The following is a 16,355-nucleotide window of genomic DNA, read 5'->3' as shown; positions in this document are numbered from 1 at the left end:
TCGTGCAGACCGCCGTGCCGATCAGCCAAGTGATCACGCGATCCACGGGATTCCACGGTAACACCTCTCCCGGCCCGCCCGCCGGGCGCACCCGCAGCGGGCTGCGGGACGTTCCGCCCCGGCTCAGGTGGCGGTGACCTCGATCGATGCCCGACCGGCCGGCGCGTGCTTCCCCGCGCCGGTCCCGGCCGTCGGCCCGGACGCCCCGGTCGCCGGGCCCGGGGCGCGCGGGGCCGGGGGCGCCGGCGCCGCGGCCGGTCCCGCGCCCGCATCCGCGGTACGGGTGGCGCCCGGCCCCGCGTCCGCCGGTGCCGGCCGGTCCGGGCCGTCGCCGTCCGGCCCCCCGCCGGCGTCACCGCCCGAGCCGTCGCCCGTACCGCCGGGCCCCTCGTCGCGCGGGCGGTCCGCGTCGGGCAGCGTGCGGTCGGTGGAGTGGTCGAGCACCCGCAGCGCGGCCAGCGCCGCCATCGGCACCACCAGGGCGGCGGCCGCGCCGGCCACGTCCAGGGCGTCGCCACCCAGCACCCCGCCGATCACCGCGGCGACGGCGGTGCCGGCCATCGCCGCCCGCATCGCCGGGTAGATGCCGAACAGCCGCATCAGCCCACCCCACGGCTGGAGCAGGGCGAACCAGACCAGCAGGGCACCGGCCAGGGCCAGTACCGTCAGCGGGCTGTTGACCAGGGTCTCGAAGTTGGCCGTGCTGGAGCGGTGCACGGTGAGCCCGCCCGTGCCGTCGCCGACGGCGGCCAGGAACCGGCCGAGGCTGCCCCGCTCGGCGGCGGGCCGGCGCAGGTCGAGCACCGCGAAGCCGATGGTCAGCGCGAGCCCGGCCATGGTGGCCCAGGCCAGCCTGCTGATCGTCAGCCAGCCACCGGCGCTGATCGCCGCGGCGACGCTCAGCCCGGCGGTCAGCGCGATCGCGCCGATCGGGTCGGACCCCAGGTACGGGCTGCCGACGACCAGCACGGCGGCGCCGCCGACGGCCACCATCACGGGCGGCCGCCAGGACCGGCGGACCCGCTGGGCCAGCCACCCCGCGCTCAGCAGGGAGCCGGCCAGGAACACCCCGAGCCCGACGGTGCCCAGCCCGGCGTACCGGCCGCCCTCCAGGGCGGAGTAGCCGACCACCCCGTTGAGCTGGAGGCGGGCGCCGGTGAGCACGTCCAGCCCCACGGCCAGCGTGGTGAGGCCGGCCACCGCACCGAGCGGACCGAGGGTGCTCGCGTGCCCCGGCGCGAGCCGCACCACGGCGGTCGCGGCGACCAGCAGCAGCACGGTCACCCCGGCGAAGTAGACGCCCGCGTGGTCCCCGCGCCACCAGGGCACGGCGTCGGCCAGCAGGGCCGCCGGGACGGCGAGGGCCGCCGCGATCAGCAGCAGCTCCACGACCGCCACCACCCGCCGCGAGACCGGCTCCGGGCCGTACGGGCCGGCGTGCCGGCGGGCCCGGCGCAGCAGCGGCAGCACCGCCACGGCCAGCAGCACCTGGGCGCCGGCCAGCAGCGTGAAGAACCAGTCGGCCACGCGGCGCTGGGCGGCCGCCTCCCGGTCGGCGTCCGCAGGCGCGGCGATCGCGGCGGCGAGGTCCGCCGGCCGCCCGCCGACCGACTCGGCCGGCCGGCCGAGGAAGAGCCGTTCCGGCATCGGCCGGCCCAGCGCGGTGAGCGCGGTCGGCGCGAGGTCGACCAGTTGCAGGTAGCCCTCGCGGCCGGTGCTGGCCGAGGTGAGCCACCCGCGTTCCCAGCCCGGCCCGTCGGCGACGGCGACGTGCAGCCGGGACGGGGCGTCGGTGTCGGACACCCCGGCGACGATCACCAGCGAGCGGGGCGGCCGGGCGGCCAGCACCCGGGCCAGGCGGGCGTCCGCCTCACGCGCGACCGCGGCCCGGGCCGCCGGGTCCTCACCGGTGACCGTGCCGAGGTCGACGATGCTCAGCACGCAGGAGCCGAGCAGGCCCGCCGGGTCCGCCGGGAGCGCCGGCGCGTACCGGTCGACGCGGCCGAACGGTCGGGCGGCGGCCACGGCCGCGCCGGGCCCGACCGCCACCGAGCAGCGCACCGACTCCGACAGCGCGCCGGGCACCGTGCCCCAGGGCAACCGCTCCTGGTTGTGCAGGACGACGCTCTCCTGGTCGGGCAGGTTCGCGCCGATGCCGTCGGGCTGCTCGACCGTCACCTGGGCCGGTGGACAGCCTCCGGCCTGGCGGCTGCCGTTCCAGGCGGCGTAGCTGCCGGCGCCGAGGGTCAGCCAACCGTCCACCGGGCAGGTCGGCCGGTGCGCGGAACGGACCGACAGAGAGCCGATCGAGCCCTCCTGGGCCATCCGCCACAGCGTCGGCGTGGTCTGCGGGTCGACGTCCTCCCAGCGCAGCCCGGCGACCCCGACCAGCACCACGAAGTCGGCGGTGCGCCCGGGGGGCGACGCCTGGCGTTCGGGGCGGGCGGTCAGCGCGGTGATGCCCAGCGCCACCACGACCAGGGTCAGCAGGATCGGGGCGATTCTGCGCCGCATCAGCGGCGTCCCGTCGACGGGGCGTCGGCGCCGGGAGCGGCCGGTCCGGCGCCGTGCGGGGCCAGCTCGGCGTAGAGCGCCGCCAACTGGGCCAGGGTGTCCGCCTCGGTGGGCCAGGTGGCGGCCCGGGCGGCGCCGCGCCGCCCCAGCTCGGCCCGCCCGGCCTCGTCGTCGAGCAGGGCACGCACGGCCGCGTCGACGGCGTCCACGTCCCCCGACGGCACCAGCACCGCGGCGTCGCCGACCAGCTCCGGCAGGCCGCCGACCGCCGTCGCCACCAGCGGTACGCCGGCCCGCATCGCCTCCTGCGCGAAGAGCTGGCGGGCCTCCCAGTCGCTGGTCACCACCGCCAGGTCGGCCCCGGCGAGCAGGTCGGCCACGTCGGTGCGGTGCCCGAGCAGGGTCACCGGGGCCCGGGCGGCGGAGATCCGGGCGGCCAACGGCAGATAGGCGGGTCCGCTGCCGGCGATCACCACGACCGGCGCGGGGGTCCGGGTACGCCACCGGGCGGCCGCGTCGACCAGCACGTCGTACCGCTTCTGCGGGTGCAGCCGGCCCACGGAGAGGATCAGTGGCCGGTCCTGGCCGACGCCGAACTCGGCGCGGACGGCGGCCCGGCGGCGGCGCGGCGCGGGCAGTGCCGGCGCGGCGACCGGGGCGAGCCGGGCGTCCGCCGCGCCCAGCGCGGTGGCCCGCTCGACCAGGTCGGTGGAGGCGCCGAGCGCCACCCGGGCGCCCCGGGCGACGACCCGCTCGACGAGGCGGGACACGCCACCGCGCAGACCGCCGGCGAGCACCGCGTTGTGCCAGGTGACCACGAGCGGGGCGGCCGGGCGGGCGAGCACGGCGACGAGCCCGGCGCGCAGGCCGTGGGCGTGCAGCACGTCGACCGGTTCGGCGGCGAGGGCCCGGCGCAGCGCGGTGACCGCGCGGGCGTCGGCCGCGGTCGGGCTGGCCGGGATCTCCACCGGCAGGAACCGGGCGCCGACGCCCGTGAAGTCGAACTGCTCCTGCGTCGCGGCGGGGCCGCAGACCAGCACGGAGGTGCCCGCGGCGGTCAGGCCCCCGGCCAGCGAGCGGACGTGCTGCCCGACGCCACCGGTGCTGGAGGCGAGCAGCAGGGCCACCGTGCCGCGCCAGCCGGGAACCGGTGCCGGTTGCGTCACCGCGACCACCCCCGTTCGTCGGTAGTCGTCGGCCGGTCACCCGTCCTGCACCCGCTCACCGGGACACCGTCTCCTTCCCGCCACCCCGTTCCGGGGGGATGTCGCCCTCGCCCGTCCCATCGGCGGGGGCCGCCGGCCCACGCCGGCCCGCCCTGCCCAGCCGCCGGAGCACCCCGGCGAGCAGCGGCGTCACGTCCCGCCGGTCGACCAGCCAGACGACGGCGAGGAACACGACGCCGACCAGGACTCCGGACAGCATGCCCTGCACGAGTGCGCCCGGTGTCGTCGGGGTGCCGCCGGCGGCCGCGTCGAGCCAACGGGCGACGGCCGTTCCGGCGAGCGCGGCCAGGGTTCCGGCGAGCAGTCCGGCGGCGCCGGCCCGACCGGCGCCGGCGAGCGCGGGGCGTCCGGCCGAGCGCCGCACCGCGACGAGCAGCAGCCCGCCGAGCAGCACCATCCCGACCGAGTTGGCCAGGGCGACCGCCAGCACCCGGTCCGCCACCGGCAGGAGGACCGCCAGCGGCACCGCCACCACCGGCACCGCCAACCAACCGGCGGTGATCGCGACAGTCGCCGGGCGGGTGTCGCCCCGTGCGTAGAGGGCGCGGGAGAGCACCGCGAAGAGGCCGTAGCCGAGCAGCCCGGGGGCGAAACCGACGATGGCCGCGGCGGTGGAGCCCGGGTCGTCCGGGTAGAAGAACGCGGCGACCGGCGCGGCCGTGCCGACCAGTGCCGCCGCGCCGAGGCAGCTGAACAGCAGCACCCCGCGCAGGGTCGAGGAGAGTGTGCGCCGGTAGTCGTCGTCCCGACCCGCCGCCGCGGCGGTCGCCAGCGTCGGGTACGCCGCCACCGCCAGGGGTACCGCCAGCACCGCCCAGGGCAGCAGGTACATGGTCTGGGCCAGGTTGAACACCTGCGGCGAACCGGTCGGGCCGCCGGAGACGCGGTTGAGCAGCACCAGCAGCGCAAGCTGCTGCGCGGTGACGGTGACAGCCCCGGCCATCGCCAGCCCGCCCACCCGCGCCCGGGCGTCGGGCGGAAACGCGTAGCCGGGGCGTGGCCGCAGGCCCAACCGGCGCAGCGGGATCAGCAGCGACAGTGACAGCACCACCACGCCCAGCGTGGTACCGGCGGACAGGATCAGCTCACTGCCGCGGCTCACCTGCGCCACGCTCGCGCCGCGTCCCTCGGCGCCGCCGAAGGCGAGATAGACCACGATCACGGTGAGGCTGGACAGCAGCGGCGCGATCACCGGCCAGGCGAAGCGGCGGTGCGCCTGGAGCACCCCGGTGAGCACGATGCCGACGCCGTAGAGCGGCAACTGCGGGGCGAAGACCCGCAGCATCCGCGCTCCGGCCACCAACTCGGTCTCGGAGCGCCCCTCGCTGAGCAGCGACACGATCGGGCCGGCCGCCACCGCGACCAGGACGGCCAGCGGCACCAGCAGGGTGACCGTCCAGGTGAGCAGGGCCCCGGTGGTGGCGGACACCGCGCGCCGGTCGCCGGCCGCGACCGGCCCGGCCAGCAGCGGTACGACCAGGCTCGCCAACGCGCCACCGGCCACGATCTCGAAGATGATGTTCGGCGCGGTGTTGGCGATGACGTACATGCCGCCGAGGTCGCTCTTCTGCACGACCCAGGTGAAGACGGCGGTGCGGCCGAAGCCGGCGAGCCGGCTGAGGACGGTGAGTACGGCGATGAGCGCGGCCGCTCCGGCGACGCGGCCGGCGCCGGCGAGGGGTGCCGGGGTCGTCACGTCAGTCGGCGCGCCGGCCCAGTGCGTCGAGCTCGCGCAGCCCGGGGGTGCGCTGGATGACCTGGGTGAAGCTGACCTTCTCGCTGGCCGCGGTGAGGCCCGCGAGCACGGCGAGCAGCCCGGCCCGCCCGACCGGTCCGGTACGCGCGGCCAGCGCCACGCCGAGCAGCGCGCCGAGCGCGTTCGCGCCGCTGTCGCCGAGCATCACGTCCTCGCCGAGATCGGCGGGGAGCAGCCCGGCGGCGGCGCCGACGGCACCGGCGGCGATCCCGCCGTGCGGGCCGCCGGTCAGCGGGGCGCCGAGCAGGAGGCCGGACTTCAGCGCCCGGCCGGGCCGCAGGTCCAGCAGGTTGAGCAGGTTCGCCGTGCCGGCGATGACACCGGCGCCGAGCAGCACGTCGACGCCCCGGCCCAGCGGGCCCTGCCGCTGGCGGCGCCGGTGCCCGGCGACCCGTGGGTCGGCGGCGAGCAGCGCGGCGGCGCCGAGGCCGGCGGCCCCCACTCCGACGACCTTGACCAGCCCGGCGGTGACCCGGCCCTCGCGCAGCGCGGCCAGGTGCCCGGCGAAGCCCTTGGCCGCCTTCTGCTCCGGCCGGGCGCCGACCACGTCGTCGTAGAGGCCGACCGCCCCGGCGCCCACCCCGGCGACCAGGGCCGCGGCTCCGGAGGGGCCGCTGGAGGCGCCGAACGCGCCCGTCGCGGCGGCACCGGCCGCGAGCGCGGGACCGGCGGCCAGGGTCACCGTGCGGCCGCGGAAGTTGGTCCGGTCGAGCGCGGGCCCGGCCGGTGAGGTGCGCACCTCGCGCAGCGCGTACCGGGCGGCGGCGGCGCCCGCGCCGGCGATCAGCAGTCGACCGAGCAGGCTCACGCGCGTCCCTCCCGTCGTACGTCGGCGAAGCTGGATCCGGACACCGGGGTACGTCGTTCGCTCACTGGGGCAGTCTAGGCAGCAGGGTGGCGTTGTCGGCGACACCGTACTGACCGGCCTTCTTTTCGGTGACCTGTTGCACCAGCGCGAGGGCGGTGACCAGCTGGCCCTGGACGGTGTTGGCGTTGTCGACGGTCGAGATGGCCTGCACCAGGACCGGGTCGCTCCGGACGGCGGCCACCAGGTTGCCCCCGGCCGAGCCGTTGCCGCCGACGACGAGCGTCCCCGCCTGGTCGAGCTGCTCGGCGACCTTGAGCACCGACTCGTCCTTCTTCGCCGAGTCCTTGTCCACGTACGGCTGCCCGCTGACCAGGACGACGGCCTCCGCCGGCGCGGCGACCCGGTCCTCCGTGGTCAGGTAGTTGGCGTTGGTGTACGCGGCCAGCACCGCCCGCCGGTCGGCCTCGCTGACCGGGGTCGCGCCGGGCGCCCGGTCGAGCAGCACGCTGGCCAGCAGGGCGGTCGAGGTCTCCACCCCGTGCCCGTTGCCGGGCAGCCCGGCGGTCGGCGCGCTGGTGGGGCGCGCGGCGGTGACCGCCAGCTCCAGCAGGTTGTTGTTGTTGTCCGGGTTGATGAACTTGTCCTGCAGGTCGATGCGGCCGGTCACCTGGGCCCCGGCGAGCTGGAGCATCTTGACCACACCCTCGGTGTGGTCGCGCCCGGTGGGCAGGCTGACGACCAGCACCCGCTTGCCGGTCAGCGTGCCCGGCAGGACGACCTCCGCGATCTGGGCGGCGAAGTCCTCCTCGAGCTCGAGCTCCTTCTCCATGCTCTGCACCGCCTGGCGCATCTGCTGGTTGTCCTTGCGCAGCGCGTTGACGTTCTCCTTGAGCGAGTCGGCCACCGGGCCGTTCAGGGCGGCGGTGCCGACCACGAGACCGATCGCCAACGCGAGGAAGACCGCGGTCAGGGACACCACGTGGTACCGGAAGTTGATCACACCTGTCGCCTCTTGGTCGGTGGGACGCTAGAAAAGCTGTTCGAGCTGGAACACGAAATTGTTCCACCACTCGGAGACCACGCCCAAATACGCCTTGCCGACGGTGGAGACCGCCACCGCCGAGGCCATCGCCGCGATCGCGGAGAGCACCAGCAGCAGCAGCGACGACCCGGAGATGCTCTGCCGGTAGAGCCGGCTCACGCCCTTGGCGTCGACCAGCTTGCCGCCGACCTTGAGCCGGGTCAGGAACGTCGAGGCCATCCCGCCACGGCCCTTGTCGAGGAACTCGACAAGCGTGGCGTGGGTGCCGACGGCGACCAGCAGCGAGGCGCCCTTCTCGTCGGCCAGCAGCATCGCCAGGTCCTCGCTGGTCGCCGCCGCCGGGAAGGTCACCGCCGGCACGCCGAGGCCGTTGACCCGGGCCAGGCCGGGCGCCCGGCCGTCCGGGTAGGCGTGCACGATCACCTCGGCGCCGCAGCGCAGCACGTCGTCGGTGACCGAGTCCATGTCGCCGATGATCATGTCCGGCGTGTAGCCGGCCTCCACCAGCGCGTCCGCGCCGCCGTCGACGCCGATCAGGACCGGCTTGAACTCGCGGATGTAGGGGCGCAGCACGTCCAGGTCGGCCTTGTAGTCGTAGCCGCGCACCACGATCAGGCAGTGCCGCCCCTGCATCTCGGTCTGGATCTCCGGCACGCCGACCCCGTCGAGGAGCAGGTCGCGCTCCTGGCGGAGGTAGTCCATCGTGTTGGCGGCGAACGCCTCCAACTGGACCGAGAGCCCCTCCCGGGCGTCGGCCATCGACTTGGCCACCGTCTCGGCGTCCTGGAGGCTGCCGTGCGCCACCGGCTCGTCGCCGAGGAAGACGGTGTTGCCCTCGATCCGGACGGTGTCGCCCTCGCGGATTCGCTCGAAGACCCCCTCCCCCAGGTCGTCCAGGAGCGGGATGCCGGCGGCGACCAGCACCTCGGGCCCCAGGTTGGGGTAGCGGCCGGAGACCGACGGCTTCGCGTTGAGCACGGCGCCGACACCGACGGCGACGAGCGAGTCGGCGGCGACACGGTCGAGATCGACGTGGTCGATGACCGCGATGTCACCGGGGCGGAGCCGGCCGACCAGGCGTTTTGTCCGGCGGTCGAGGCGTGCGGTGCCGAGGATCCTGCCCGGTTCCGCGTTCCGGGTCCGGCGCAACGTGGGTAGACGCATCGTGACCATCCTGGCATGTGAGGCAGGCAATTCTGTCGCGACATGCCTGAGCAGGGCCGCCTACCCAGGGAAGCACACTAACGCGCAGGCCGGTGTGCCTGTGCTCACAATCGCCGACCTCACGGGCGCCTTTCCCTGGCCGCCACGGCGAGAAGTTCCTCGGCGTGCGCGATACCCAGGTCGGAGTCGGGCAAACCCGCGAGCATGCGGGCGAGCTCCCGGGCGCGCTCGGTGTCCTCCACGACCCGGACCCCGCTCGTGGTGACCGCCCCGCCCGTGTCCTTCGCCACCACCAGGTGCCGGTCGGCGAACGCGGCCACCTGTGGCAGGTGGGTGACGACCAGCACCTGGTGGCTGCGGGCCAGCCGGGCCAGCCGCCGGCCGATCTCCACCGCGGCCTGGCCGCCGACCCCGGCGTCGACCTCGTCGAAGACCAGCGTGGGCGGCCCGCCCGAGCCGGCGAAGACCACCTCGATGGCGAGCATCACCCGGGACAGCTCACCGCCGGAGGCGCCGCGCTGCAACGGCAGCGAGGGCGCGCCCGGATGGGCCAGCAGGCGCAGTTCGACCTCGTCGCCGCCGTCCGGGCCGACGCCGACCTCGGTGCCGTTGACCGTCAGGGTGGGCTCGGTGCGGCCGGCCGCGCGGGGCAGCACCGCCACCTCGATCCGGGCGTGCGGCATGGCCAGCCCGGCCAGCTCGACGGTGACCTGCTCGGCGAAGCGGGTCGCCGCCTCCTGCCGCGACGTCGACACCCGGCCGGCCAGGTCGGCCACCTCGGCGGCCAGCCGGGAGGCCTCCCGGTCCAGCTCGTCCAGGAGGTCGTCGGAGGTGTCCAGGTCGGACAGCCGGGTGCGGGCACGCTCGGCCCAGGCGATCACCCCGTCGACGTCGTCGGCGTACTTGCGGGTGAGCGCGCGCAGCGCCGCCCGCCGCTCGTAGACGGTCTGCAACCGGGCCGGGTCGGCGTCCAGCGCGGCGAGGTAGGCCGACAGCTCGGCGGAGACGTCCGTGACGAGGGTCGCCGCCTCCTCCAGCCGCCCCGCCAGCTCACCCAGCGCCGGATCCGTGCCGGCCTGCGCCTCCAGGGTGCGACGGGCGGTGCCGAGCAACGCCGCCGCGTCCGGGGTCTCGTCGGTCGCCTCCACGCCGCCGGCCACGCACTGGTGGGCCACCTGCGCCGCGGTGCGCAGCCCCTCGGCGTGCTCCAGCCGCTGCGCCTCCGCCTTCAGCTCGTCGTCCTCGCCGGGCTGCGGGTCGACCCGGGTGATCTCGTCGAGGCCGAGCCGCAGCAGGTCGGCCTCCTGGTTGCGCTCGCGGGCGTTGCGCCGCCGGTCGGTCAGGTCGTCGACCACCGCGCGCCAGCGGGCGTACGCCTCGCGCAGCGCGTCGAGCAGCTTCTCGTGCTCCGCGCCGGCGAAGCGGTCCAGCGCGGCCCGCTGCTCGGCCGGCCGCAGCAGCCGCAGCTGGTCGGACTGGCCGTGCACGGCCACCGCCTGCTCGCCGACCTCGCCGAGCATCGACACCGGCATGCTCCGCCCGCCCAGGTGCGCCCGGGAGCGGCCCTCCACCGTGACGGTGCGGCTGAGCAGCACCGAGCCGTCCTCGTCGGGCTCACCGCCCGCGTCGGTGATCCGCGCGTGCACGGTGGCGGCGACGCGGCCCTCGAGCCGCAGCCGGCCCTCGACCACCGCCCGGCCCGGCTGGGCGCGCACCCGCCCGGCGTCGGCGCGCCCGCCGAAGAGCAGGCCGAGGCCGGTGACCACCATGGTCTTGCCCGCTCCGGTCTCGCCCGTGATGACGTTCATGCCGCCGGTCAACGGCAGCGTGGTGTCCTCGATGACGCCCAGTCCGGTGATGCGCAGCTCTTCCAGCACAGCACCCGACAGTAGACGCGGCCCCCGACACTTGACCAGCCGGCGTGGGCGCGCCGGTGCGTCGGCCCGCCGACACCCCGCCGGGGCGGCCCGGGTGCGGCCCGTCAGCGCCGCCCCGGCCCCCGGGTCACCGGCGGTTGCCGCGCCAGCCGTGCACGGGCAGGTCGAACTTCGCCACCAGCCGGTCGGTGAACGGGCGGTCCCGCAGCCGTACGACGCGCACCGGCAGCGCGCCGCGCCGCACGGTGACCCGCGCCCCGGGCGGCAGGTCGTAGACCCGTCGGCCGTCGCAGGACATCACAGCGAGGGTGGTGAACGGGTCGACGGTGATGGCGAACGTGGAGGTGGGCGCGGTGACCAGCGGCCGGCTGAACAGCGCGTGCGCGCTGATCGGCACCAGCAGCAGCGCCTCCACCTCCGGCCAGACCACCGGCCCACCGCCGGAGAACGCGTACGCCGTCGAGCCGGTGGGGGTCGCGCAGACCACGCCGTCGCAGCCGTAGCGCGACAGCGGGCGACCGTCCACGTCGACGAGCAGCTCCAACATCTGGGCGCGCTCGCCCTTCTCGACGCTGATCTCGTTGAGCGCCCAGGACTCGATGGTCGGGCCGCCGTCGAACTCGGCGGTCACGTCGAGGGTGAGCCGCTCGTCGACGGTGTAGTTGCGCTCGACCACGTCGCGTACCGCGATGTCCAGGTCGTCGATCTCGGCCTCGGCGAGGAACCCGACCTTGCCGAGGTTGATGCCGATCAGCGGCACCTTCGCCGGGCGGGCCAGCTCCGCCGCCCGCAGGAAGGTGCCGTCCCCACCGAGCGCGAAGACGATCTCCGCGCCCTCGGCCGCCTCGGGGCCGGCCATCGGAACCACCCCGGGCAGGTCGAGGTCGTCGGCCTCCTCGGCCACGACCCGCACCTCGAAGCCGGCCGAGATCAGGTCGGCGGCGACGGCGCGCGCGTGCTCGGTGCTGCGCCGGCGACCGGTGTGCGTCACCAGCAGCGCCGTGCGGCTCACCGGGACGGCCGTCCCGTCACGACCGCGCGACCTCCGCGCGGCACGCCCGCGACCGCAGGGCTCGCCAGCTCGCTCACCCGGCCACCTCCTCCGTCGCCGCGTCCGGCCGGTCGCCGGACGGGACCGGACCACCCGGCCCGGCGGTCACCACCGCGCGCACCCGCTCCGGGTCGGCCGGCGGTGCGCCCCGGCGTAACCATACGAAGAACTCGACGTTGCCGCTCGGCCCCGGCAGCGGACTCGCGGCCACGTCGGCCAGGCCGAGGTCGAGCCGGGCCGCCGCGGCGGCCACGTCGAGCACGGCCTCCGCGCGCAGCGACGGGTCCCGGACCACCCCGCCGGCGCCCACCCGCTCCTTGCCGACCTCGAACTGCGGCTTCACCATCAGCGCCAGGTCACCGTCGGGCCGGGTGCAGCCGGCCAGCGCCGGCAGCACCAGCCGCAGGGAGATGAACGACAGGTCGGCGACGGTGAGGTCGACCGGGCCGCCGACGGCCTCCGGCGTCAGCGTACGGACGTTGGTGCGCTCGAAGACCCGCACCCGGGGATCGTTGCGCAGCGGCCAGGCGAGCTGCCCGTAGCCGACGTCGACCGCGACCACCTCGGCCGCGTCGGCGCGCAGCAGCACGTCGGTGAAGCCGCCGGTGGAGGCACCCGCGTCCAGGCACCGCCGGCCGGCCACCGTCAGCCCACCCGGGGCGAAGGCGGCCAACGCGCCGGCCAGCTTGTGCCCGCCCCGGGAGACGTACTCCGCGCTGGGGTCCTCGCCGGTGACCAGGAGTGGATCGGCGGGGTCGACCATCGCCGCGGGCTTGCGGGCCGGCACGCCGCGCAACTGGACCCGGCCGGCCTCCACCAGCGCGGCGGCCTGTTCCCGGGACCGGGCCAGCCCGCGGCGGACGAGTTCGGCGTCCAACCGGTTACGACGTGCCATGCGTGGTTCTTCTCCGGTCGGTCAGGTCTGGTCGATGGTGGCGAGGGTTTCCCGCAGCGTCTCGTACGCCGCCTCGTACTGCGCGATCTGGTCGGCCGGGGCGAGCGTCGCGGCGTTGGCCATCGCCCGTACGGCGGCGTCCACCGCGGGATGCCGGTCCTCACCGAGGTCCTCGACGGGCTCCGGCAGCGACGACTGACCGGGGCGCGGGCCCGGCCGGGCACCGGGCGGCGGGCCGGGGCGGAAGGCACCGGTCGCCGAGCCGTGGCCGGCACCCGGCGGGCCGGGGCGGGCGCCGGGCGGCGGGCCGGGCCGGAAGGGGCCGCTCACGACCCGCTCCCGGCCGGGGCCGGGCGCGTCACGCCTCGTTCTCCGGCGGACGCTTGCGGGCCGGTGCCTTCTTCGCGGGCCGGACCGGCTCCGCGGCGCCCTCGGTCGGGGCGAGGGCCGACGGCGTCCGCTTGGCCACCGCCTTCTTCGCGACCGCCTTCTTGGCCAGCGCCTTCTTCACGACGGCCGGCCTCGCCACCGGGGCGGGGGCCACGGAGGTCGGTACGGCCGGTTCGGCGGCGCCCGGGGCGGGCGGGGGTGCGGCACCGGCGGGCACCGGGTGCGCCGGCTCCGCGGTGCCGGCGGGCACGGGCGGCGGGGCGCCGAGGGTCGCCCTGGCGTCCCGGAGCTGACGCTCCAGTTCGTGCACCCGTCGGGTCAGCTCGGCGACCTCGTCGGCGGTGGCGAGCCCCACCGCGCCGAGGGCCCGGTCCACTTCGAACCGCACCAGCTTGGTCAGCGCCTCGCGGTTGGCCGCGCCCGTGGAGACCAGCTCCTCGGCGAGGGTCTGCAGCTGGGCGGCGGTCGCCCCGCCCGAGCCGACGACCCGGCGAACCGCGTCCTGGGCCTTCTTCCGGGGCGCCTCCGTCAGGCCCATGGCCAGCTCGAGGTAGGCGCGCCACGCGTCCTGCATGCCTGATTCCTTCCGCGGGGCGGGGGTGTGCAGGTGCCACGCTACCGGGCACCTCACGACGCCCTGTGCGGTACGGTGCCGGGGACGGCGTGGCGAGCGGTGAGGGGGCGATCGTGGCCAGCGTGGACGAATGCCGGCAGGCGTTGCGGGATCTGGCGGCCCGGCTGGACCGCAACGCGGAGACGGTGCGGGAGAAGGTCGACTTCGACCGGACGCTGGCCTGCCGGATCACCGACCTGGAGACCGCCTTCCACGGCCGGCTCTCCGGCGGCCGCCTGGTCGACCTGGCCGACGGCGACGACCCGAAGGCCAAGATCGCGCTGAGCACCAGCAGCGACGACCTGCTCGCACTGGTTCGCGGCGAGCTCGACATCACCCGCGCGGTCACGTCCCGCCGGGTGTCGATCAAGGCCAACCCGCTCGACCTGATGAAGCTGCGCAAGTTGCTCTGAGGTCACCGGGGCGGGCGGGGCGCTCGGTCTCGCCGACGGGCAGCGTGATCCGGCCGGTGGTGCCGGCGGCCGTCAGCCCGACAGGCCGAGTTCGGCCAGTGCCTTCTCCGCCTCGACCGAGCCGGGACGGATCCGGGCCGGCCGCGTCGACCAGGCGGTCGCGCAGAGCGCCGCCAGGGCGTCCAGCGGGCGGCCCGACCCGGACAGTTCCAGCGCGTCGTCCCGCGAGGCCACCGACCATCCGCCGGCGTCCGCCGGGCCCGGGACCCGCACCACGGCCGCCGGGTCGAAGAGCCCCGCCAGGTCCATCGAGACGTACGTCGGCCTGCGGTGCGGCGGGGCGCCGAGCAGCTCGGCCGCGTCACTCACACCCGTGAGCACCAGCAGGCTGTCCAGCCCGGCCCGCCGGGCGCCCTCGATGTCGGTGTCCAGCCGGTCGCCGACCAGCAGCGTCCGGCCCTCGCCGGCACGGCGGGCCGCCGTGGTGAACAGCGCCGGCTCGGGCTTGCCGACGACCACGTCGGGATCCCGGCGGAGCGCGGTGCGCAGCACGGCGACCAGGGCACCGTTGCCCGGCAGTGGTCCGCGGCCGCTGGGCAGGGCCGGGTCCGTGTTGGTGGCGACCCAGGTCGCACCGGCGCGTACGGCCACCGACGCCTCGGCCAGGTCCGCCCAGCAGACCTGCGGGCCGAACCCCTGCACCACCGCGACCGGCGACTCGTCGGCCCGCGACACCGGGGTCAGCCCGACCGCGCGCAGCTCGGCACGCAGCGCCTCGGTGCCGACGACCAGCACCGGAGCGCCGGCGGGAAGCTGGTCGCGAAGCAGCTCGGCAGCGGCCGCCGCGGAGGTGAGCACCTCCTCGGGCCGGGCGGGCACGCCCATCCCGGTGAGCAGGTCGGCCACCTCGCTGGAGCGGCGCGAGGCGTTGTTGGTCGCGTACGCCACCGACCGGCCCTCGGCGTGCAGCCGGCCGACCGCCTCGACCGCACCGGGGACCGGCCGGTCGATCAGGTAGATCACGCCATCCAGGTCGAAGACGACCAGGGCGTACCCGTCGACCAGCCGTTCCCCGGCACCCGTCGTCATCGCCGCGCGGTCTCCGACTCGCCGGAGGCGGTGGGCTCGCCACCGCCGGTGGCGGTCCCGGTGTCGTCGCCGGGCGTCCCGGCGGCGACGGCGCCCGCCTCGTCGTCGGTCAGCTCGTCGTCGGCCAGATCGTCCGACGGCACCGCCGCGACCGCGGCCCCGTCCTGCTCGTCGTCGTCGTCTTCGTCTTCGTCGTCGTCGTCGTCGACATCGTCATCTTCGTCGTCGTCGTCGTCATCGTCATCGACATCGTCTTCGTCGACAGTCGGCTCCGTGTCGCCGGCGAGGTCGGCGTCAGGTCGGGCCGGCACCGCGCCCGGGGCGCCGGGGCCGGCGGCGATCGCCTCGGCAGACTCCTCGTCCTCCTCGTCGCCCTCGATCACCACACCGTCGAGCTCCAGCAGCCGCTCGGCGGCGTCGGTCTCGCCCTCGGTGTCGACGTCGGCGGCCCGGGAGAACCACTCGCGGGCCTCGTCGCGACGACCGACCGCGAGCAGCGCGTCGGCGTACGCGTACCGCAGCCGGGCCGTCCACGGCTCGGCCGTCTCGGCCGTCAGTTCGGGGACCTGGAGCATGGCCACGGCGGCGTCCTTCTGGCCCAGGTCGCCGCGCGCCCCGGCCGCCACGATCAGCAGCTCGGTCGCCACGGCCTGGTCCAGCTTCTCCCGGTCCGCGCCACGGAACAGGTCGATCGCCCGCTCGGGCCGGCCCAGCGCCCGCTCGCAGTCCGCGAGCACCGCCAGGTGACTCTGCAACCCGCTCATCCGGTGGTACGTACGCAGTTCCGCGATCGCGGTCTGCCACTCCCCCGCGTGGTACGCGGCCAGGCCGACCGCCTCGCGGACAGCAGCGATCCGGGACGCCAGCCGACGGGCCGCCAGCGCGTGCGCCAACGCCTCGGCCGGGTCCTCGTCGATCAGCTGACCAGTCGCCACCAGGTGGCGGGCGACCGTCTCGGCGACCGGCTTCGCCAGCGAGAGCAGCTCGGCCCGGACGTCCTTGTCGAGGTCGGTCGCGACAATCTCGTCGGGCAGCGCGGGGGCCGCCGTACGCTCCCCCTCCGCCGCCGGACGCTCCCGCCGCTCGTCGCGACGCTCTCCGCCACGGAAGCCACCCTCACGACGGTCGTCCTGCCGTTCTCCGCCCCGGTAGCCGCCCTCGCGGTCACCGCCACGGAAACCACCCGGACGGTCGCCACCCTCACGACGATCCCCACCTCGGTAACCACCCTCGCGGTCACCGCCTCGATAACCGCCCGGACGATCGCCACCCTCACGACGGTCACCGCCACGGAAGCCACCGTCGCGGTCGCCACCACGGAAACCACCCGGACGGTCACCACCCTCACGGCGGAAGCCACCCTCACGCGGCGGACCCGAACGGAAACCACCCTCACGACGGTCACCGCCACGGAAGCCACCCTCACGGTCACCACCACGGAAACCACCCGGACGATCGCCACCCTCACGACGGTCACCGCCACGGAAGCCACCGTCGCGGTCGCCACCACGGAAACC

14 protein-coding genes and 1 pseudogene are annotated in these 16,355 nt (G+C 76.1%); 2 read left to right on the top strand and 13 right to left on the bottom strand.

From position 1 onward, the window contains the following. Nucleotides 1-123 precede the first annotated feature (123 nt). From ACFHW0_RS29130 to ACFHW0_RS29080, 11 genes are all read right to left on the bottom strand, one after another. Nucleotides 124-2,514, bottom strand: coding sequence for a hypothetical protein (locus ACFHW0_RS29130; RefSeq protein ID WP_416612766.1), 2,391 nt, complete (start codon nucleotides 2,512-2,514; stop codon nucleotides 124-126). Next, nucleotides 2,514-3,680, bottom strand: coding sequence for a glycosyltransferase family 4 protein (locus tag ACFHW0_RS29125; protein ID WP_416612764.1), 1,167 nt, complete (start codon nucleotides 3,678-3,680; stop codon nucleotides 2,514-2,516). Before ACFHW0_RS29125 ends, ACFHW0_RS29130 begins: the two co-directional genes overlap by 1 nt. 55 nt (nucleotides 3,681-3,735) lie before the next feature. Beyond that, complete coding sequence (gene murJ / locus ACFHW0_RS29120) at nucleotides 3,736-5,436, bottom strand: murein biosynthesis integral membrane protein MurJ (RefSeq protein WP_416612762.1); 1,701 nt, start codon at nucleotides 5,434-5,436, stop codon at nucleotides 3,736-3,738. Nucleotide 5,437: 1 nt separating this feature from the next. Next, nucleotides 5,438-6,304, bottom strand: coding sequence for a hypothetical protein (locus ACFHW0_RS29115; RefSeq protein ID WP_416612760.1), 867 nt, complete (start codon nucleotides 6,302-6,304; stop codon nucleotides 5,438-5,440). Between the two features lie 61 nt (nucleotides 6,305-6,365). Then, a complete protein-coding gene (locus ACFHW0_RS29110) occupies nucleotides 6,366-7,304 on the bottom strand; it encodes a copper transporter (protein ID WP_416612758.1) in 939 nt (312 codons plus the stop codon). Nucleotides 7,305-7,331: 27 nt separating this feature from the next. Next, nucleotides 7,332-8,510, bottom strand: coding sequence for a putative cytokinetic ring protein SteA (gene steA, locus ACFHW0_RS29105; RefSeq protein ID WP_121397662.1), 1,179 nt, complete (start codon nucleotides 8,508-8,510; stop codon nucleotides 7,332-7,334). Between the two features lie 119 nt (nucleotides 8,511-8,629). After that, nucleotides 8,630-10,387 carry a DNA repair protein RecN gene (recN, locus tag ACFHW0_RS29100; protein ID WP_416612756.1) on the bottom strand — a complete coding sequence of 586 codons (1,758 nt, stop codon included), beginning with the start codon at nucleotides 10,385-10,387 and terminating at the stop codon, nucleotides 8,630-8,632. A 127-nt stretch (nucleotides 10,388-10,514) separates the two neighbouring features. After that, nucleotides 10,515-11,399: an NAD kinase gene (locus ACFHW0_RS29095; protein WP_416612754.1), complete on the bottom strand. Its 885-nt coding sequence runs from the start codon at nucleotides 11,397-11,399 to the stop codon at nucleotides 10,515-10,517. A gap of 73 nt (nucleotides 11,400-11,472) precedes the next feature. After that, nucleotides 11,473-12,333: a TlyA family RNA methyltransferase gene (locus ACFHW0_RS29090; protein WP_416612752.1), complete on the bottom strand. Its 861-nt coding sequence runs from the start codon at nucleotides 12,331-12,333 to the stop codon at nucleotides 11,473-11,475. A gap of 21 nt (nucleotides 12,334-12,354) precedes the next feature. Next, nucleotides 12,355-12,663: a hypothetical protein gene (locus ACFHW0_RS29085; RefSeq protein WP_416612795.1), complete on the bottom strand. Its 309-nt coding sequence runs from the start codon at nucleotides 12,661-12,663 to the stop codon at nucleotides 12,355-12,357. A 28-nt stretch (nucleotides 12,664-12,691) separates the two neighbouring features. Beyond that, nucleotides 12,692-13,297 carry a phasin family protein gene (locus tag ACFHW0_RS29080; protein WP_416612750.1) on the bottom strand — a complete coding sequence of 202 codons (606 nt, stop codon included), beginning with the start codon at nucleotides 13,295-13,297 and terminating at the stop codon, nucleotides 12,692-12,694. 113 nt (nucleotides 13,298-13,410) lie between these two features. Here ACFHW0_RS29080 and ACFHW0_RS29075 point away from each other — a divergent pair, with 113 nt between their 5' ends. Then, nucleotides 13,411-13,749 (top strand): SCP2 sterol-binding domain-containing protein, encoded by a 339-nt coding sequence (locus ACFHW0_RS29075; RefSeq protein WP_121399196.1) that lies wholly within the window; start codon nucleotides 13,411-13,413, stop codon nucleotides 13,747-13,749. A 72-nt stretch (nucleotides 13,750-13,821) separates the two neighbouring features. Here ACFHW0_RS29075 and ACFHW0_RS29070 read toward each other — a convergent pair whose 3' ends face one another. Further along, on the bottom strand, nucleotides 13,822-14,838 hold the full coding sequence (locus ACFHW0_RS29070; protein WP_416612748.1) for an HAD-IIA family hydrolase: 1,017 nt from the start codon (nucleotides 14,836-14,838) through the stop codon (nucleotides 13,822-13,824). Then, complete coding sequence (locus ACFHW0_RS29065; RefSeq protein WP_416612791.1) at nucleotides 14,835-15,821, bottom strand: tetratricopeptide repeat protein; 987 nt, start codon at nucleotides 15,819-15,821, stop codon at nucleotides 14,835-14,837. Before ACFHW0_RS29065 ends, ACFHW0_RS29070 begins: the two co-directional genes overlap by 4 nt. Between ACFHW0_RS29065 and ACFHW0_RS29060 the strand changes: the two are divergent. Then, nucleotides 15,777-16,355: pseudogene (locus ACFHW0_RS29060) on the top strand (hypothetical protein); the annotation flags it as partial. The gene ACFHW0_RS29065 and the pseudogene ACFHW0_RS29060 sit on opposite strands and share 45 nt — an antisense overlap.

The sequence above is a fragment of the Micromonospora sp. LOL_025 genome (assembly GCF_048060285.1).
GTDB lineage: Bacteria > Actinomycetota > Actinomycetes > Mycobacteriales > Micromonosporaceae > Micromonospora.
The sequence above is the reverse complement of the archived record's forward strand: the minus strand, read 5'-3'. Positions and strand labels throughout refer to the sequence as shown.